The following is a 20338-nucleotide window of genomic DNA, read 5'->3' on the forward strand; positions in this document are numbered from 1 at the left end:
TAAGATATGAATAGAGTAAACTCACTATAACATAGCCTTGATATAGCAGCATTGCACTCTGTCCGTCTCTTGTAAATCATGATTAATTATCACATCATTGTTTATCACATTACTATTTATCAATAGACATGAGATTTAATACCGCACGAAAAAATCCCCCTATCTTTTACAGATAGAGGGAAGGAGAAACGTCACAATAAAATACTAAATAATCAAACAGTTATCAATACTTAAGCCGCTTTTGCGCTTTCACCGATAGAGCGAAATGCTGTTTTCAGATTGCTGTTATGTGCCAATATTTTTTGTTCAATCTTGGCATAATCTTGCTTTAACTCATCTTCAACTTCATGCAAGCGATCAGCAAACTCGGTCTTTTTCAGCTCAATGGTTTTTGCTTTTAATGCTTGCCATTCTTCAACCGTTTGCGTAAAGGCATCATATTCAAACTTAATACGATCTTGGAAGCTTTTCATCGCATGAGGAATATCAATACCACTTGATGTGACCGTATCAATCTGCTGCTGCGCTGCTTTAAATTGCATTTGTACTTCAGCATGCTTGATAGTGGTGTCATCAACAGTACGTAGCTCAGTAGTCAAGCCCAGCTTCGATAAACCAGCGATAAGCCATTTGGTTGGATCATACTGCCACCATTTTACGCCATTACGATAATCATACTGGAAGAAGTGATGATAGTTATGATAACCCTCACCCCACGTAAATAGAGCCAAGAAGAAGTTATCACGTGCAGTGTTGGTATCGGTATAAGGACGCGACCCAAACATATGACATAGCGAATTGATAAAGAAGGTAAAGTGATGCGTCAGTACCAGACGTAGCAAACCGACGATGACCAAAGTACCCCAAACATCACCCAATAACCAACCGATCGCGGCGACTGCACCGATGTTCAATGCAGCAACCCATAAACCGTAATATTTATGCTGAATTTGCAGCGTTCTATCTTTGGTCAGGTCAGGGATATTTTTATAGTCAAATTTTCCGCTAGGATAATTGCGTAGCATCCAGCCCATATGACTAAAGAAAAAGCCACGTTTCGCTGAGTACGGGTCTTCTAAGCGATCATCGACATGACGATGATGCGTACGGTGACCAGAAACCCAATCAAACGCTGAACCCTGTACCGCAAAGGTAGAACCTAGCAATAAAAAGTTTTTGACGATTGGATGCGCTTTATAAGCACGATGCGATAGTAAACGGTGATAACCAGCTGTGATACTGATACCCGTCCATACCATAAACGCCCCAAATACGCCCCAAACCGGTGCGCTGACTTGATGGGTGAACAGATACCATGGCGTAATAATTGCTGCAGCAATAGGCGTGGCTACCAGAATAGTCGCTGGAATCCAGTTAATCGGTGCTTTGGTAAACTCAAATTCACGCATATCGATACTGTCTACATCAGTAGGCAGTTCAGTCTGCTCAGAGGCGCTTGCATAGTTGCGTTTGGCAACTGGCATCTCATCGAGTGAGTTTTTTGCTTTATTCTCATCAAAACGTGTTTTAAAACGTGTGACTTGAATGCTGGCATTTTTGACAAATGTGTCACCAGATTTGATAGCGAAACGTAAGCCTTTAAGCGGTAAGCCAAGTGCTTTTTTTGCAATCATATAATATCCCTAACGGTATTAATTTAAGCGTCTATATTACCTTAAATACTTAGTAAAGTGAACACTTATACACTATAAAAATATTGCTAAATAACAATAACTTGTATGGATTATAGTAGGTGTTATGGCAAATAAGCCGTGACTTATCAGCTATAAGGTAAAAATGTAAGTAAAACAATAAATATGTACACCACCAAAGCGACTTTAGAAATAGGAGTAATGCGTTAAGGCAGTAATAAATAGCTTGGGTAATCGGTAATAATCACATTAACTTGCCAGTTTATAAGCTGCTTAATAGTCTCAATATCATTGACCGTCCATGCACTTACAGGTAAGTCATAGCGATGACAATGCTGTATGACTTCACGATTCAAAAGCGGATAGTGGATACCTAATTGCTTACAGCCAAGTTGTAAGGCAGTATTGGGAGCCTGTTTCAGTAGTTTAGGCTCTCGAATAAGCAGCCCACGTGGTATATGCCTCATGAAAGTAATGCGTTGTAAATGGGCATGCAGCTCAACATCAAAGCTGGTTAGCACAATCGGTAGGCTAGCAAGTGGGCTATCAATGAGGTCACGCATCAAGGCTTTTACGAGTTTGGCATAATCAGTGCGACTATGGGTTTTAACCTCAAGCTCAATATAAGTATAGGTATTTAGAGCAGAAGCAATGTCAGGCAACGTGATAATTGGCTGACCAAACTGATGATGACGCTGTATTTCGCTCACATTTAGCTGATCTAGACGCGACTGATGCGCGCACATGCGCTCAAGCGTTTCATCATGAAAGACGATAAGCTGTCCATCTCGGCTAAGTTGTACATCGAACTCTACACCTGCTAAGCCAGAGCTTTGCAAATTTTGCGCATATTCAAAACCTGATAAGGTATTTTCTAATGCTTCACCGCGCGCGCCGCGATGACCAAGTAGCAAGGTGTTCTTAAGATCTATCATAACCAGTAACCATCACATATTTTGAGCATTATAATGGAAATATTATATCGTCTGTTATTAACTGCATCCAACGCTATCACGTATCAAAGCGTATTGAATAGAGCATTTATAAAAATCTTATGCTGATAAAACTTTCTGTCATCATCTTAATATTTGTTTAAGTAAATATATATTTGTAGCTTTTTTGCAACTAAAGCTATATTTCGGACACAATGTTGAACGTTATTTGTACATCAGTAGGCTACATAGATGACCATCTCCTGCAAACACCGTATAATAATGTGGTTTTCAAATCTATCGCAATGCCGGTTTCTGCTAGATTTGAGTTTTATAGTGTAAATGTCAAATACTGTCCGTGAGCGACGGTACGAATCAGTAAATTGGAGCAAAAGAGATATGAGCGTAGCAAATAAAAGTGTGAGCAATTGGTATAAAGTTGCTGGTATTGGCATGGTATGTGGTTTAGCGCTTGCTGGTTGTGATCGCTCAGAAAAAGACGATGCCGAAACGGTAGAAGTGACTGAGCAAGAAACACAGGTTAGTGAAAATGCTGCTGCCACGGCGGTGAGCTGTGATGATCCTATGGTACAAGACCGCCTCAAATCCGCTTTGAAAAATACGCTCAATCAACAAGCCCAAACTTTAGCCGTCAGTTATGCCAACGATGCAGAGATTGGCTTAGGCAGCGGTGTGGTTTCTACTAAAGCAAACGGTATTATCATCGATATACAAAATGCCGCCGTGTTGCAAGCAACCAATGAAAATGGTCTGACAACCTGTCAGGCAAGCGTCAGCATGACTCTGCCAAGTGAAGACTTATATCAAGCCAGCCAAGTGCAAGCCGCTAATAATCGGCCAAGTTTGCAATCGCGCTTAGCCAATGACAATATTCGTATCAATAACAATATGCTCATTGATGATGCTTTTACCTATGTTGTTGGTATGCAAGGTGGTCAAGTACGTACACGTATCGCAGGACAGCCGGCATTATTAACAGTGGTATCAGAAGTGGTCGCCAGCTCAACGCTCCATTCAGCAATGGAAGAGCAGCGCGCCCAACGTGGCACTCAGCAACCTGAACGCCGCCGTGAACCAGCACAGAATACACAGAGCAATAATAATACTAGCCAGCCAAGAGCGGTAACGCCAGCTGCGCCTGTGCGTCCAGCACAACCTGCTAAGCCACCAGTTATTAATCAAAACAGCAGTCAAAATACAAAGACGCCAAGTAGCACTCCGTCAGCGCCAACACCTAGCACTACTGCGCCTAGTACAGTAACTCCTACACCTGCTGCTCCAGAAGCACCAAAAGCAACGCCTAAAGATGAAAGCATTGATATGGTCATTATTGAAGATAAAGAAGCAACTTATTAATCTTATTGCTACTAAATATCGATAAGCATCGTTTCAGTATTTCAATTCAGTATTTCAATAAAAAAACGCCTGCAACATATTTATTGCGGGCGTTTTTTTGTGGTTCGTTAAATGGCTCAACTATCAGCGAATTTTTGTAATACTTGGCTGTCCCACAAGACTTCAGAAACCTGTTCAGGGTCTGTGCAAAAACGTGCGGCGACAAAGAGCCAATCAGACAAACGGTTGATAAAGCTGACCGCTGTCGGTCGAATGGCTTGTGGCTGCGCTTGTCTTAGTAATACTGCTTGGCGCTCAGCGCGGCGACAAACAGTACGTGCCACATGCAACTGGCTGACCAATAATGAGCCTGTTGGTAAGATAAAGTCTTTTAGCGGTGGTAACGTTGTATTCATCGCATCGATCTGCTGCTCAAGCCAATCAATATGAATCGTATTTACGCCTTCATATTCTGGCATAGCAAGCTCACCACCGATATTAAATAATAAATGTTGAATAATCACTAAAGCTTGGGCAAAGTCGACTTCTTGTTTTGTTTGCAAGCGTTCAGGTAGCTGTTGGCTGTGACTTGAATTATTGGTTTGCGCACTTAACGCTTGAGTAAGCTGTGCACGTACCAAGCCAATGTGCGAGTTGAGCTCATCAATATCACCCATCACACTAAATAGGATGTCCGCCTTACTGACGCGACTACCATCTGCCATGCCAGTACTGCCATCATCGCCAGTACGCGTATAAATTTTGCTTAAACGATTGCCCATATTTTTATCCTTAACTATCAATGTTTTTATCATTACAGAGTCTTACTTGCGCGCTCATTGTAGTATTTTACGAGCATTTTCGCTAAGATAATGGGTTAAGTTTTATATTGATGTTCTCTTTACCCTTGATTTATGCATGATTTGCTTATGTAAGCGCTTTTTTATTGGCTAAGCGTACATGATTGCTAGGCTTGTTTTCTCTTATACTTTTAATTTAAAGGCTTTATGACTATGACCACACCTCTTGCAGACGCGATGTCTCAGCTCGTCATCTATGACTCACTTACTGGACGCAAGCAAGTATTCAAGCCGCTTGCCACGGGCAAAGTTGGCATGTATGTGTGTGGCATGACGGTTTATGATTATTGTCATATCGGTCACGCTCGAGTGATGGTTGGCTTTGATATGGCAGTACGTTGGCTTGCACAATTGGGCTATGACGTAAATTACGTGCGTAATATTACTGATATTGATGACAAAATCATCACTCGTGCTGCCGAAAATGGTGAAGAGATTGGCACATTGACCCAACGTTTTATTACTGCCATGCATGAAGATGCGACAGCACTTGGCTGCTTGTCCCCTGATGCGGAACCGCGTGCGACCGATCATATCGATGAGATGCAGCAGATGATTGAGACGTTGGTTAGTAATGACTATGCCTACGCGGGTGATAATGGTGATGTCTACTATGCAGTCGATAGCTTCGCAGATTATGGCAAATTGTCAAAACGTAACCTTGATGATATGCAGGCAGGATCACGGGTTGAAGTCGAGAACGATAAGCGCAATCCATTTGATTTTGTGTTATGGAAAGCGGCGAAACCTGATGAGCCACAATGGGCATCAGCTTGGGGTCAAGGGCGTCCGGGCTGGCATATTGAATGCTCAGCGATGTCGACCAAATGCCTTGGTAATACCTTTGATATCCATGGCGGCGGTCATGATTTGCAGTTCCCGCATCATGAAAATGAGATTGCCCAATCTGAAGCAGCGACCGGCTGTGAATACGCGCGTAACTGGATGCACGTTGGTTTTATCAATGTTGATGGCGAAAAAATGTCCAAGTCATTGGGGAATTTCTTTACCATTCGTGATGTCATGGCAAAATACTTACCAGAAACGGTTCGTTTCTTCTTATTGTCGAGTCATTATCGCAGTCAAGTAAACTTCTCTGATAGTGCCTTGGACGAATCGCATAATAGCCTAAGCAGGTTGTATCAAGCATTAAAAGTTGCTGAACAACAAAAAGGTGAAGTACTTATTATCGATGAAGCCTTGATTAATAATGCCTACGCCAGTGCAGTGGGACAAGACTTTATCAAAGCCATGAATGACGACTTTAACAGCTCAACCGCTATCAGTGTGCTGTTTGGATTGGCGCGTGATATCAATAAAGCGAGTAAAGCACAAGATGTAGAGACTGCTTGGCAGTTGGCCGAGTGCTTAAAGGCTTTGGCGCAAACGCTTAATATTTTACAGCAGCCTGTGCAGCAGTTCTTGCAAGCCGTCATTGGTGAAGTAGCTGAAGATAGTTTAACCGACGAAGCCATTGATGAGCTAATCATCGAGCGTGCTGATGCCAAAACCAATAAAAACTTTGCGCGTGCTGATGAGATACGTGTGCAGTTGAAAGATGCTGGTATTGAGCTTGAAGACAGTCGTGCGGGCACCACTTGGCGCCGTGCTTAATGTAAGCATTAGTTTTTTGCGCTTGTTCATTCACAAACAATAATAAATTAAGCCAGCTATCTGCTGGCTTTTTTGTGTCTTCTGCATTAGCTTAATATCATACTTATTAGCAAGAGTTTTTGTATGCAAACTCCTTTCGGATTTCTCAGGACTCACTCTCTACAGTCTCATGCCCAATTTTTACCGCGACTGCTCTTTATAATTGGCAGCTTATTTATCCTATTAAATATGGCGTGCATTTCTGCTTATGCAGCAAGCAGTACTGAGGACATAGACAATCGAAATCTTGAAGAGACGGTTACTACAAAACCAGAAAATTTGGTGGAGTATGCTGCGCAAAGAATCGATAAGTTAAAAGAGGAAGGAGTGACTGTCTCTGCCGTTGCAGCAGAGGTAATTAGCCCGCTAGAAAAAAGGACAGTGCAGCAAGCAGGTGTGCTACAAGGAGATTCTGGTCTCACTGGGGATTACAACGAAAACTACTATGCGTTAGATAAGCTCAATGCAGGTTTGCCGCCCTTGTCTGAGCCGCCAAACTTGTCAACCCCACTTGCCACATTAGAGTTTTTCCAATCGGCAGTCATGAATCAGCAATATGATTTGGCCGCTTATGCGCTCAATATGAATTTGATTGATGGTAAATTGCAGCGTAGTCGGGCGATAGATCTGGCCAAACAACTTGATTTTTTGTTGATTGAAAAAAAGCTCTATGTTTTTGATGAATTGCCAGATCGTCCTGACGGTTTGATTGAGCCACCGCTTGGTAGCACGAACAGTATTCAAGGCATTCCTAGACGCTCTATTCAGCTTGGTTATATCGATTATCGTGAGCGCCGTGTACCCATACATCTAGAGCGTGTGCGCATTGATGATAGTGCGCCTTTTTGGGTATTTTCTGCCCAAACGGTTGGTAATATCGATAACCTCTATGAGCAATATCATCCGGCAAAGTTTGAGCGTTATTTACCGGCGTGGACAAAATTACAGTTATTTAGCATCGCCATCTGGGAGTTTTTAGCATTACTTGTTTTCTTCTCTTTTACCATGGGAGTGGGCTGGTTACTCAGCAAAGGTGCTGGCAAGCTTCTCAATTGGTATGTCAAAGATAAAGCCGGCAATCGGCTGAGTACGGTTCACCACAATAGCGTGGAAGATTTGGTCAATAAGCTGACAGTACCGCTAACCTTTACCATCAGCTTCTCATCGGTATTTACCTTGGTATCGGGCGGCTTTCCTTATCTGGATGCAGTCGCTTCCTCGACACGTCCGATTATTTGGATTGGATTGGTCTTTAGCGCCATGTGGCTCGGTATACGTGTTATCAACTTTTTTGCCAACCGCTATCAAGATATGCAGATTGAAAATCTAGGAGAGGAGCAGTTTGACAAAGTGCGCCGTCGTCGAACTTACGTATCGATATTTCGCCGCGTCTTCGTATTTGTCATGGTGTTGGGCAGTATTTGGATAGGTCTGAGTGAGTTTGCCAACATGGAAGGCTTTGGCAAAACCTTACTGACTTCGGCTGGCATTGCTGGCGTGGTCATTGGTATCGCCGCTCAACCAATACTGGGTAACATCATTGCTGGAGTACAGGTAGCAGTGACCCAGCCCGTACGAATTGGCGACAGTGTGATAATGGATGGCAACTTTAGTACCGTTGAAGACCTGCGTTATACTTATGCGGTACTAAAAACATGGGATGAACGTCGATTAATCGTGCCGATGCGCGAATTGATCACCGAAATGGTAGAGAACTGGTCGCATACAGAAGTGCATCAGACCTGTCCTGTGTTCTTATATATCGATTACGGCGCAGATATTGACGCCATTCGGCAGCAGTTTATTTCGGTGGTGAAAGACAATAAGCTTTGGGACAACAAAACTGAGCCTGAAATATTTGTCGTTGAGGTAACTGAAAAGACCATTCAACTGCGCGGCGCTGTTTCAGCGGTAGGCCCTGTAGAAGCATGGACACTGGCCTGTGAGATACGTGAGCAGATGCTTGATTATTTGTATCGTGAACAAAAGCATTATTTACCAGCTGAGCACCTTGTATTGAGACAAAAATAGTCAATGTCTATTGGTTTGACACTTAAAAAAATTGAATGTACAGCGTCACTATCGATAGACAGCTGTGAGTAAAACCCACTGACAAATATAGCATGCGATTTGCTTGCTTATTTGTTATAATATGGCGTTATTTTTAAGGGATAATTCAGTTGTTAAGCATTGTATAGTTAGATTTTGGGGCAGGTAAAGGGCGCTGTATTAGCCAGTCTGCTGAGCCAATGATTTAGTGAGCAATGATGAATTGATGATGTGCCGAGCGAATGTTTGTATTTAGTATTTGTTCCCCACGGTTTTATTATTTTCTGCTGGGTTTATAACCTTATGATTTTGATAGAATTTCTGTTGATTTTCTTGATACTGTATTGCCCACCTATCAAAATAACCACTAATAGGGGTCTGTATGTTGCGAATTGTCGATGAAGCCTTAACCTTTGATGACGTTTTATTATTGCCAGCTTATTCAGAAATATTGCCAAAAGCTGCTAATCTAACGACCCGCCTAACAAAAAGTATCACGCTAAATTTACCGCTAATTTCTGCTGCTATGGATACAGTCACTGAGTCTGAGATGGCCATTACCATGGCACAACTTGGTGGTTTAGGTATTTTGCATAAGAGCATGGATATCGATAAGCAGGCAATGCAAGTGCGCCGCGTCAAGAAATTCGAAGCTGGTACTGTGGTTGATCCTATTACTGTGCATCCAGAGATGACCATCGGTGAGTTATTAAGACTGACCCAAGACAATAACATCTCAGGCGTGCCAGTGGTTGAGAAGGGTACTGATAAAGTAGTCGGTATCGTGACTCATCGTGACTGGCGCTTTGAAACCAATCTATCATTGCCTGTCAGCCATATCATGACGCCGAAAGAGCAGCTCGTCACCGTTAAAGAAGGTGAGAGCAACGAAAACATCAAAAGACTGCTACACGAGCACCGTATCGAAAAAGTTATTGTTATCAATGATGATTTCCGTTTGCGTGGTCTGATTACGGTCAATGACTTTGCTAAAGCTGAAAACAATCCAAATGCTTGTAAAGATGAGCAAGGTCGCCTGCGTGTGGGCGCAGCAGTTGGTACGGGCGCTGATACTCAAGCACGCGTTGAAGCATTGATTGCGGCTGACGTCGATATCATCGTTGTTGATACCGCGCATGGTCACTCAAAAGGCGTTATTGATAAAGTATCTTGGATTAAAAAACATTTCCCGCATGTACAAGTGATTGGCGGCAATATCGCGACAGGTGATGCTGCAAAAGCCTTACGTGATGCTGGTGCAGATGCGGTCAAAGTTGGTATTGGTCCAGGATCTATCTGTACCACACGTATTATTGCCGGTATCGGTGTGCCGCAAATCTCGGCGATTGATAGTGTTGCAAGCGCTTTGCAAGACAGTATTCCATTGATTGCTGATGGTGGTATTCGCTATTCAGGTGATATGGCAAAAGCCATTGCTGCTGGTGCGTCATGCATCATGGTTGGCTCACTTATGGCAGGTACAGAAGAAGCGCCAGGTGAAGTTGAGTTGTTCCAAGGTCGCTATTATAAAGCTTACCGCGGTATGGGTAGCTTGGGCGCGATGTCAGGTCAAAACGGCTCATCAGATCGCTACTTCCAAGATGCCAAAGACGGTGTGGAAAAATTGGTGCCAGAAGGTATCGAAGGTCGTGTACCTTATAAAGGTCCAGTCGCTGGTATCGTCAACCAATTGGTAGGTGGCTTGCGCTCATCTATGGGTTATACCGGCTGTGCCACGATTGAAGATATGCGCAGCAAACCACAGTTCATCAAAGTTACCTCAGCGGGTATGAAAGAATCGCATGTGCATGATGTGCAAATCACCAAAGAAGCACCTAACTATCGAGTCGACTAATTATATCTTTGCCGCTATAGGATGCGATGACTCGCAGCTGTACAGTGTCAAGCGACGTTAAGATACAAACAGCCAACAATGCCTTGTTATTGTTGGCTGTTTTTTTTGTAAAATACAATCATAGATTATTCTAATAATTCATAACTGTTTGTCTTATCAAAACCATTGATGACAGTGAATGATTGAAGCTACTGAGCCTGCTTCCACGTCGAGGCTTTTACTTTTAGACTTAAGGAACAATAATAATGAGCTACTTTGGCACTGATGGTATTCGCGGTAAATTTGGTGAGCTGCCAATTACGCCAGATTTTATCTTAAAGCTCGGCTATGTCACAGGATTGGTGCTGATAGAAAACAATCAAAATTCGCCGCGTAAGCCAAGTGTTGTGATTGGTAAAGACACGCGGTTGTCAGGCTATGTGATCGAAGGCGCACTACAAGCAGGCTTTAACGCCGCTGGCGTCGATGTATATATGTTAGGGCCATTGCCCACACCTGCTATCGCACATTTGACCCGTAGCTTTAATGCCGATGCAGGCGTAGTCATTTCTGCCTCACACAATCCATACTATGATAATGGCATCAAATTTTTCTCAGCCGACGGCAAAAAATTAACTGATGCAATGCAAAATGCTATCAATGATAAGTTGGACGCTATTATGGCGGTCGACGGTAATAACGATGCCGTAATGCCTATTCTTGATCCGGCACAATTGGGCAAAAATAATCGTATCGATGATGCGAAAGGTCGCTATATTGAATTTTGTAAAGGCAGCTTTCCCTATCAATATGACTTAGATCATCTGACTGTGGTCGTCGACTGTGCAAATGGTGCAGGCTATAGCGTGGCGCCTCGTGTCATGCGTGAGCTGGGCGCCAATGTCATCGCCATTAATAATAAGCCTGACGGCATTAATATCAATGCTGATTGTGGCTCAACCCATCCTGAAGGTTTGCAAGAAGCAGTGCTAAAATACGAAGCCGATGTGGGCATTGCCTTAGATGGTGATGGCGACCGTATTGTGATGGTCGATGAAGCCGGCAATTTGGTTGACGGCGATGGTATCTTGTATGTACTTGCTACTCAAGGTCAAACTAAAGCCAAAGGTGTCGTTGGGACATTGATGAGTAACATGGGCTTAGAATTGGCATTAAAAGACGCTGGTATTGAATTTACCCGTGCAAAAGTAGGCGATCGTTATGTGATGCAAGAGCTTGAGGCCAACGGTTGGATATTGGGCGGTGAGCCGTCAGGTCATATCTTGTGCTTGGATAAAAGCCGGACTGGCGACGCTATTATCGCAAGTTTGCAGATACTTGCAGTCATGCAAGCAAGAGGCAAAGCACTAAGTGATTTAACTGAAGGCTTTGAAGTATTACCACAAAAACTGGTCAATGTACGCTTGCCTCAAATGCAAGATCCGTTTGAGCATGAAAAGCTAGTGGTTGCTTTTGATAAAGCTCGTGCTACTTTAGAAGGTCGCGGTCGCTTGCTTATTCGCCAATCGGGTACAGAGCCTATGATTCGAGTCATGGTTGAGTCAGATGATGAGATAGAATGTGATGTAATGGCGAATGATTTGGCAGATAAAATAAAAGCCATATTGGGTTAATAGTCTTTGATATAAACATACTAGAATAGCAAAATAAGGGACAATCATGAGTATGGACTTTAGCGATCAGCGTTTGTCATATGAAAAAGGTCAACTAGACCAACAATCAATACCAGCATCACCGTTTGAGTTGTTAAATGTTTGGATGAATGAAGCAATAGAGGCGCAAGTACAAGAGCCGTATGCGATGAGCTTAGCGACTTGTGGTGAGGATACTAAGCCTAGCGTACGTATTGTTCTATTACGTGAAATTACAGATAAAGGTATCGTTTTTTATACCAATTACGAAAGTGCCAAGGGTCAAGATATCGCTGAAAATCCTAATACAGAAGCGCTGTTTTTTTGGCACAAGCTTGAGCGTCAGATTCGTATCAGCGGCAGTATTGCTAAAATTGATGCTGATAAATCTGCTGCTTACTTTCAAAAACGCCCTCACGATAGCCAAGTAGGCGCGTGGGTTAGCCAACCACAAAGCGGTGAAGTTGCTAATCGCGAAGTGATGGAGCAGACGTTTGAGCAATTGAAAACAGACTATCCAGAAGGCGCAGCCGTACCAACGCCTGAGTTTTGGGGTGGTTACGAGATTACTGTCAATGAGATTGAGTTTTGGCAAGGTCGCGCCAATCGAATGCACGACCGTATTGTCTATCATAAAGAGGCGGATGGTAGCTTTAGTACCAAACGCTTATTGCCTTAAACGTAATCAATAGCGCATGATATGGTCTTAGAAGAAGTTCATGTCTATAAAAAAGCCACTTTACCTGTCATATTCATATGGCAAAAAAAGTGGCTTTTTTTCATTTCTTTTATAGTGGAGCTATTTGGTATCAACATCTACCGACACAGACATACCAGGGCGTAGGCGGGCAAGGTCTGGCTGGTTAGAGTCTAAGTCGATGCGTACCGGAATACGCTGAGCAATTTTAATATAGTTACCTGTCGCAGGATTGGCAGCGCCAGCACTGAATTCACTGCCTGTTGCGGGTGATATATTGCTGACCCGTCCGCTAAATTGTGTGCCACCTAAGGCATCCACATGAATAGTGGCAGCTTCACCAATGGTCATATTTGCCACTTGCGTCTCTTTAAAGTTGGCAATAATCCATACGCCTTTTGGTACGATATACATAAGCTGCGTACCAGCAGTGACATATTGTCCTGTTTTAACGGTCAACTGACTCAGTTGTCCCGATTCAGGAGCACGGATTATGGTGTTGTCCAAATTAATCTGTGCTTGTTTTGCGGCGGCTTCAGCATTTTTGATATTGGCATCTAATGAAGAGCGGCTAGCAGTCGTTTTTTCGCTGCTCTCGACTGCCACTTGTAAATTGGCTTCCGCTTGTTGGACACCAGCTTGTGCTTTTGCTAATTGAGCTTCAGCATGAGCAACATCTGCACTTGATACTGCACCAATGGCAATCAAGCCCTGATAACGGTTAACGTCCTCGCGGGCACTGTCGACACTCACTTTGGCGCTATAAACATCTGCCTCGCGTGCCTGAATCTGTGCTTGGCTGGTGCCAGTATCTTGCGCATTACTAGAGCGATTGGTTAACGCAATATCGATATTCGCCTGCGCTTGTTCGAGCTGCTGCTGAAAAGTACGATCATCTATTTTTACCAATAAGTCACCAGCTACAACATTTGCAAAATCTTCTACCGCTACTTCTGTCACATAACCTGACACTTGCGGACTGATAATGGTGGTTTGTCCTTTAACGAAAGCATTATTGGTTTGCTGCATGGTTGGGGTAAAAGGTGGCAGTTTCCACGCATAGAGAATGAGTGCCACACCAATAACAATCAATGCAATCAGTAAGGCTAAATTAAAAAATGACTTCTTTTTGGGCGACCAACCTGCTGGCGCAGGAATAGATTCAGTGGGTGGCATCGGTATATCATCTTTGCCATCGCCTGCCTCAGTGCTGTCTATTTTATTTGTATCAGCGGCGTTTATAGGCTCATTGGCATTCGTAGGTAAGTCATCAGAAGGGTCGGTTTGAATCTGAGTTGCAGACATAGTCGGTTCAGGTTGAATGGCTGCTATATTGGTATTTGCGTCATTATTGGAAGCCATGTGTGACTGTGATGGTGTATCCACAACCGCTTGATTTGATAATGATTCACTAGCTTGAGCATTTTCAACAGTTTTAGCTGTTTTGTTAGGGGTGCTTGCGTCATCAAAGCTTTTGGGTTTGTCTTCGTTCATGACGCGCTCCTAAGGAATTTTATAAACATAATAGATAACGTTACAATAATAATAAGAGAGAATAGGCGCTATAGAATACACAATAGAATTTGCATAATCTGCTATTTTTTGCCCATCATTTCTGCTAACGCGGCAAGCTCTTTACCAAGAGGATTGCGCTTATGATACAAATAATAGAAATACACCATTAATAAATAGATCGCGGTAATCGTCGCGCTGACTGCCATTAAAAAGAATAAGTCATCATAAGCGGCGACGGTCGCTTGGCGCTGAATCCCTTGTAATATTTGAGGCATGGTTGCCGGATCGCCGGTACTCATGGAGCTGACCATATCTGCATAGTGCATCTGCGTGCGAATGGTGGTAAAGGCTTGAATTCCCGCCGCACCTGCTAAACCGCCAACCGTTTGTGAAATACCAAAAATCACCGAGAAGCTAATAATATAGGCAGGACCATTGGCAATGGCACGAAACATCCCTTCAAATACCATCGGTCCCATAAAATATACGGCAGCAAACGCAATGATAAACTGGCTAAAATAAAACATGACAGGTGTAGAATTCAGTGACACACCCGTATCTATCCATGCACCAATCGCAATCAATGCCACGGCAAAAATCACCGGTCGACGTAGGTCCATCGCATTGGTCGTAAAAATACTAAGCACCAATGCCAGCGCACTGGCCGCCAAAATAATGGCATAGAACACAATCAGCTGATCATTGCCATAACCGAGGTTAGCCAATAACCCTGCCGCGCCAACGCTTTGCTCCGACAGCAAGATACGCATCACAGCGCCCGTTATCATAAAGGCGATAATCGTCCGGCTGCGCATCCAACGTACTTGTAGCATCGGGTTTTTACGATGGGTTTCAATCCACAGCGCAATAGAAATGGTGACGACGGAAATAATCAGTGGATAACTGAGCCAAGGAGTCGTCCACCATAAAATACGCCCTTGTACCAAAAACACTGCCAATGCTGCAAGACCAGTCGCGAAAAAAACAAAGCTGACAATATCCAGCTTTTCAAAGACTTTTTCCATATTACCGCGTGGCAGCTCAAGAAGGTTAATTAAGCCAAAGCATATCAAAGCTAAGCCAACTTGGAATAAAAACAAGCCTTCAAGTTGACCATCGGCGGCAAGATAAGGCGAGATGATGCGAGATAAAGGCACCCCAAACTGTACCAAGCCAAAGCCCAAAATCAGTCCACTAATACGCCGAGCTGCTGGCATGCCTTGCAAACAATAAAAGATAGACAATACCGTCATGGCACTCGCGACCACGCCGCTAAAGCCACGGGCAATCAGCTCTAAATAATAAGGATCAATGCTAATTCCGGTGGTTGAGCTCAATAGATGACTACTGACTAACCACTGCATACTGGTCGCTGAGAGCAAAAAGAATAGGGTGATTTTGCTAAATAACGACATACCAAACTGTTGGCGAATTTTATAGAGCAGTACCGTGATACAGGCATTGGTCATATTGTAAGCGACTGATATCCAGCCACCCTCAACAGGGGTTAAGCCCATCTCACCTTGAATTTGAGAGAGGTTGGCGACCAACAGACCGTTTTGAAAACTGGCAGTAATACCGATAAAAATACCGATCAGTAAGTAAAATACTTTTCGATAAGTAGGATGATCGGGTGTGGCAGGAGAGCCCAGCATAAACGGCTGTTCATGAGGTTTAAACTGATAGTCGGTACTCATGGGCTATCTATCATCGGTAACGACGGATAATATAAATTCATGGTAACGCTCCCAGTTATCAGGCGGTGTCTGATCAGCGCTAATAAGCGTGGTCGGCGATCATCATACGGTTTTATTCTTAGCGCTTACTCATTTAAAGCGCTATAAAAAATAGGTCACAGAACAATAAAAGCATAAAGATATAAAACTTTAATACTTAATAATGCTGTATAAGAAAAAATAGCCCAAGAAAAGCTTGAGCTATTTTATCATAGTTTTTGATTATCGTTCGCATCTACGCGCTTAACCGTGGGATTTATGTCAGAGTAGTCATATCATAATTTGCTTCCAAACGCATGGCGCGCTGATAGCTATCAAGGCTTGCCAGTTGTAGCGCGTATTCTTTAATATGAGGATAATCCTCTAACGCCTCACGCTTGAGAAGCATAATCAAATCAAACGACAGCATAAAATCTGCACCGCTTAGCTTGTTACCCACGATAAAGGATTTGCCTGCCACCTCGTCATTTAGATAGCTCAGTAGCCTGTGTTTTTCTTGAGCGATATACCCTTTTAAAAATGCATTATCACCAGCACCTGCTTTATTGGTAAATAATTCAAGCAAAAGCGGCAGCATCAGCGAGCTTTCAGCAAAGTTAATCCACTGTAAGTAATGACCATAATCTGCGCTATCGATAGCAGGGCGAAGATTATCAGGTGCAAACCGCTCAATCAACAGCTCAGTAATCGCACCTGACTCTGCATAAAGCTCGCCATCCATCTCAATAACCGGAGACTTACCAAGAGGATGTACCGCTTTTAGGCTATCTGGTGCTAGATGCGTTTTGGCATCACGCTGGTGGCTAATAATTTCATAAGGTTGTCCCAATTCTTCTAAAAGCCATAACGTCCGTAATGAGCGTGATTGATTGAGGTGATGTAAGCGAATCATTTAGTTAGCCTTTTTGCAGTGGATTTGATGCTATTAAGCCTGTATTTTAGCCATTAAACGCTTGGCGGCTTCTTCTGACGACGCCGGATTTTGACCCGTGATCAGCAAACCATCTTCGACCACAAACGATTCCCAATCAGAGCTTTTTTCATAGTTTCCGCCATTGGCTTTTAGCACATCTTCTAATAAGAAAGGCACGACGTCAGTGAGCTGAACCGCTTCTTCTTCGGTATTACTAAAGCCTGTGACCGTTTTGCCTTTGACCAGATACTCGCCATCGATTTTAACGTTTTTGAGCGCGGCAGGAGAATGGCAGACAAAAGCAACTGGCTTATCTTGTTTGATAAACGTCTCAATTAATTCAATCGAGTTTTTATCAACGGCTAAATCCCACATTGGACCATGACCACCAGGATAGAATACTGAATCAAAATCTTCCGCTTTCATATCTGCCAATTTTTTAGTCGTTGCTAGGCGTTCTTGGGCTTCAGAATCTTCTTTAAAACGTTTGGTATCTTTGGTTTGAGCATCCGGCGTGTCACTACTTGGGTCAAGTGGTGGTTGACCGCCTGCAGGAGAGGCAATTGTGATATTGACACCGGCATCTAAAAAAGCATAGTAAGGCGCGGCAAATTCTTCTAGCCAAAAACCTGTCTTCTTACCAGTATCGCCCAATTTATCGTGTGAAGTTAGTACCATTAAAATATTCATAATTGTCCCTGTTTATTGTTGAAAGTTATTAACGCTATCAAAAACTAATAACGCTAAAAAACCGACTGCTGACAGTATTCATCTTTTAAGAATGACTTTCAGTAGCTGTCTTAACAAGTTATGTTGTTAACTGGTTATTTTCATGATTTTTTATGTTAGCTATCAGCTATTTAACGTCAGCCACTTTAATCACTGTCTTACCAAAATTCTTACCATCAAGCATATCAAAGAAAGCTTGTGGGGCTTGTGCTAAACCATCAACTTGATGCTCTTTGGTTTTAACAGCACCTGATTCAAGCCATTTGCTCATCGTAGCTAAGAATTCTGGGAAATGATCGCCGTATTCTTCAAAGATAATAAAACCTTTGATGGTTAGACGTTTACTTAGAATATTACCCATCAGGACACCCAAACGGTCTTTACCGTCTGGCAATTCGGTGGCGTTATACTGTGATACCAAGCCACATACTGGAATACGTGCGTGGGCATTTAATAGTGGCAATACGCCATCAAAGACTTTACCACCAACATTTTCATAATAAATGTCGATACCATCTGGGCAGGCGATTGCTAGTTGTTCAGCAAAGTCATCGGCTTTATGATCAAGACAAACATCAAAGCCTAATTCTTCAACCGCGTAAGCACACTTCTCAGCACCGCCAGCAACGCCAACAGTACGTAAGCCTAACTGATTACCGACTTGTCCAACAGTTGCGCCAACAGGACCCGTTGCCGCCGCGACGACTAAGGTTTCGCCTTTTTTTGGTTTACCGATATCAGTCAAACCCATGTAGCCTGTGAAGCCGGGCATACCAAGCACACCCAAGCCATAAGAAGGGTTTGCCATGTTTTTATCGAGCTTTAGTACGCCTTCGCCATCGCTGACGCTATAGTCCTGCCAGCCCGAGTTCGATACTACCAAATCACCGACTGCAAATGTATCGATATTAGACTCGACGACTTGGGCAACCGTTCCACCTAGCATGACATCGCCAATTTCTAATGGGTCAGCGTAGCTTGCGGCATCACTCATACGTCCGCGCATATAAGGGTCAAGCGATAAATATACGGTGCGTAATAGCATCTCGCTTTGGTTGGGTTTTGGAATCTCGCCAGTAGCCAATTCAAAATTATCGGCAGTTGGTGCGCCATGTGGGCGGCTGGCAAGTTTGATTTGACGATTTTGTTGTGGATTTTGTTGTTCATTAAAGCTCATGATAAAGCGCCTTATTTTATTTATTTTTGATTTTAAAGTTACCCGCCACTCTGAAGTGACAGGCTAGTGGTTTCTATAACGACAATATAACTATAGATAATTACTCAGAGAGTTAAGCGTTGCTAGTAATGGCACGCTCTAGAATACGACGTGATACTGCCAAGTCGTTTTTGCCATGCTCACCCAATTTCACCATACCATGCACTTCTAATTGCTTGATAATAGGATCAATGGCAGCAGCATCTAACTCAACATCTGCTAAGCTGACCGGCAGTCCAAGCTCGCGGAAGAAGTTTTCAGTCTGTTTGATAGCCGCTTCAATGATGGCGTCATCATTTAATTCAGTACCATTATCGTCAGCTGTAATATTCCAAACATTACGTGCATATTGAAGCAATTTGTCTTTTTTACTGTCTTTAAGCTCTCGCATGACTGATGGTAATACGATGGTTAGCGTGCGAGCATGGTCAATCGCGTGCAATGAGGTCAACTCATGACCAATCATATGCGTCGTCCAATCTTGCGGTACACCAGTACCGATCAGACCATTTAGCGCCATAGTTGCCGTCCACATGATGTTTTTGCGGGTCTCTAAATTCTCTGGATCAGCTTTTACCGCTGCGCCTTCTTCAATCAGAATCTTTAATAAGCTCTCAGCAAAGGCATCTTGAACTTTCGCATTGACCGGGTAGGTCAGGTACTGTTCCATCACATGAACAAAGGCATCAGCCACACCATTCATTACTTGGCGTTCAGGTAAAGTCATGGTTTTGGTTGGATCTAAAATTGAAAATTTAGGGAAGGCAAGTGGATTACCAAACGGCAGTTTTGCTTGGCGTTCACTATAGTTAATCACGCCGCCTGAATTCATCTCAGAGCCAGTCGCTGGAATAGTTAATACTGCGCCCAAATCAACTGCTGAATCGATATCTCTGCAATAACTGGTGAGCGCATCCCATGCTTTATCTCTCGATACCGTACCGTCTTCTTCAGTCAATGAAGATACCAGTGCGACAAACTTACTGCCGTCAAGTACAGAGCCACCACCAACGGCTAATAAGAAGTCAATATTGTGCTCATTGACCATATCAGCTGCTTTTAGCAAGGTAGTAAATTCTGGATTGGCTTCAATACCACCAAACTCGAATATTTCGCGATTGCCACTGGCAGCTAATGCCGTTTTAACTTCATCTAACGTACCTGTACGCTGTGCTGAACTGCCACCATAGGTAATCAGTACGCGGGCATCTGTTGGTACAAGCTCAGCCAACTTCTCGATTTGACCTTCACCAAAGACGATACGGACGGGATTATAATATTGAAAGTTATTCATAAGATTCCTAATATGTTTTCTGAGTATGAAAAAGAGATTTAAAAACTGAAAATAAAGTCTGCAACTTATTTGCATCTGTCCGCATTATATATTAATTAGACCGGTCGTCTAGTAATTATAGTAAATAGTTACAAAACTATCGTATAGGCATTTCAGCCGATATTAAGTTAATCGGTGTAATGGACATTTTTCATGCTGGGATAGGTCCTAAAGCTATATACTGTCTATATTTGCAAGGAATCAACGCCAT

General features: G+C 43.1%; 15 protein-coding genes. 6 read left to right on the top strand and 9 right to left on the bottom strand.

What is annotated here, in order from left to right:
* Positions 1-230 precede the first annotated feature (230 nt).
* Together JMX89_RS04520 and JMX89_RS04525 are read right to left on the bottom strand one after the other, a co-directional pair.
* The gene (locus JMX89_RS04520) at positions 231-1409 is read right to left on the bottom strand and encodes an acyl-CoA desaturase (protein WP_181210356.1); all 1179 of its coding nucleotides are present in this window, start codon (positions 1407-1409) and stop codon (positions 231-233) included.
* Positions 1410-1858: 449 nt separating this feature from the next.
* On the bottom strand, positions 1859-2587 hold the full coding sequence (locus JMX89_RS04525) for a glycerophosphodiester phosphodiesterase (protein WP_201550976.1): 729 nt from the start codon (positions 2585-2587) through the stop codon (positions 1859-1861).
* 396 nt (positions 2588-2983) lie between these two features.
* Between JMX89_RS04525 and JMX89_RS04530 the strand changes: the two genes are divergently transcribed.
* Positions 2984-3961: a hypothetical protein gene (locus JMX89_RS04530; RefSeq protein ID WP_201531613.1), complete on the top strand. Its 978-nt coding sequence runs from the start codon at positions 2984-2986 to the stop codon at positions 3959-3961.
* A gap of 116 nt (positions 3962-4077) precedes the next feature.
* Here JMX89_RS04530 and JMX89_RS04535 read toward each other — a convergent pair whose 3' ends face one another.
* Entirely contained in the window at positions 4078-4722 is a 645-nt protein-coding gene (locus tag JMX89_RS04535; protein ID WP_181210216.1) for a cob(I)yrinic acid a,c-diamide adenosyltransferase, read from the bottom strand.
* A gap of 225 nt (positions 4723-4947) precedes the next feature.
* Here JMX89_RS04535 and cysS point away from each other — a divergent pair, with 225 nt between their 5' ends.
* The 5 genes from cysS to pdxH all read left to right on the top strand — a co-directional run bounded on the left by cysS (position 4948) and on the right by pdxH (position 12667).
* On the top strand, positions 4948-6414 hold the full coding sequence (gene cysS / locus JMX89_RS04540) for a cysteine--tRNA ligase (protein WP_201531615.1): 1467 nt from the start codon (positions 4948-4950) through the stop codon (positions 6412-6414).
* Between the two features lie 228 nt (positions 6415-6642).
* Entirely contained in the window at positions 6643-8484 is a 1842-nt protein-coding gene (locus tag JMX89_RS04545) for a mechanosensitive ion channel family protein (RefSeq protein WP_201531617.1), read from the top strand.
* 400 nt (positions 8485-8884) lie between these two features.
* On the top strand, positions 8885-10357 hold the full coding sequence (gene guaB, locus JMX89_RS04550; RefSeq protein ID WP_011280629.1) for an IMP dehydrogenase: 1473 nt from the start codon (positions 8885-8887) through the stop codon (positions 10355-10357).
* A gap of 245 nt (positions 10358-10602) precedes the next feature.
* Entirely contained in the window at positions 10603-11970 is a 1368-nt protein-coding gene (glmM, locus tag JMX89_RS04555; RefSeq protein WP_181210214.1) for a phosphoglucosamine mutase, read from the top strand.
* Positions 11971-12016: 46 nt separating this feature from the next.
* On the top strand, positions 12017-12667 hold the full coding sequence (pdxH, locus tag JMX89_RS04560) for a pyridoxamine 5'-phosphate oxidase (protein ID WP_181210213.1): 651 nt from the start codon (positions 12017-12019) through the stop codon (positions 12665-12667).
* 120 nt (positions 12668-12787) lie between these two features.
* Here the strand turns inward: pdxH and JMX89_RS04565 are convergent, their stop codons facing one another.
* From JMX89_RS04565 to JMX89_RS04590, 6 genes are all read right to left on the bottom strand, one after another.
* Positions 12788-14179, bottom strand: a complete 1392-nt coding sequence (locus JMX89_RS04565; protein ID WP_201531619.1) for an HlyD family secretion protein — start codon at positions 14177-14179, stop codon at positions 12788-12790.
* Positions 14180-14280: 101 nt separating this feature from the next.
* Positions 14281-15897 (bottom strand): MFS transporter, encoded by a 1617-nt coding sequence (locus JMX89_RS04570; RefSeq protein WP_201531621.1) that lies wholly within the window; start codon positions 15895-15897, stop codon positions 14281-14283.
* A 295-nt stretch (positions 15898-16192) separates the two neighbouring features.
* Positions 16193-16828 (bottom strand): glutathione S-transferase family protein, encoded by a 636-nt coding sequence (locus tag JMX89_RS04575; RefSeq protein WP_011513349.1) that lies wholly within the window; start codon positions 16826-16828, stop codon positions 16193-16195.
* Between the two features lie 33 nt (positions 16829-16861).
* Positions 16862-17539: a type 1 glutamine amidotransferase domain-containing protein gene (locus JMX89_RS04580; protein WP_011513350.1), complete on the bottom strand. Its 678-nt coding sequence runs from the start codon at positions 17537-17539 to the stop codon at positions 16862-16864.
* A gap of 166 nt (positions 17540-17705) precedes the next feature.
* A complete protein-coding gene (locus JMX89_RS04585; RefSeq protein ID WP_181210210.1) occupies positions 17706-18755 on the bottom strand; it encodes an NADP-dependent oxidoreductase in 1050 nt (349 codons plus the stop codon).
* 112 nt (positions 18756-18867) lie between these two features.
* Complete coding sequence (locus JMX89_RS04590; RefSeq protein WP_181210209.1) at positions 18868-20088, bottom strand: iron-containing alcohol dehydrogenase; 1221 nt, start codon at positions 20086-20088, stop codon at positions 18868-18870.
* Positions 20089-20338: the final 250 nt, after the last annotated feature.

Origin of the sequence: Psychrobacter sp. DD43, assembly GCF_904846555.1 — a bacterium.
Classification (GTDB): Bacteria; Pseudomonadota; Gammaproteobacteria; order Pseudomonadales; family Moraxellaceae; genus Psychrobacter; species Psychrobacter cryohalolentis.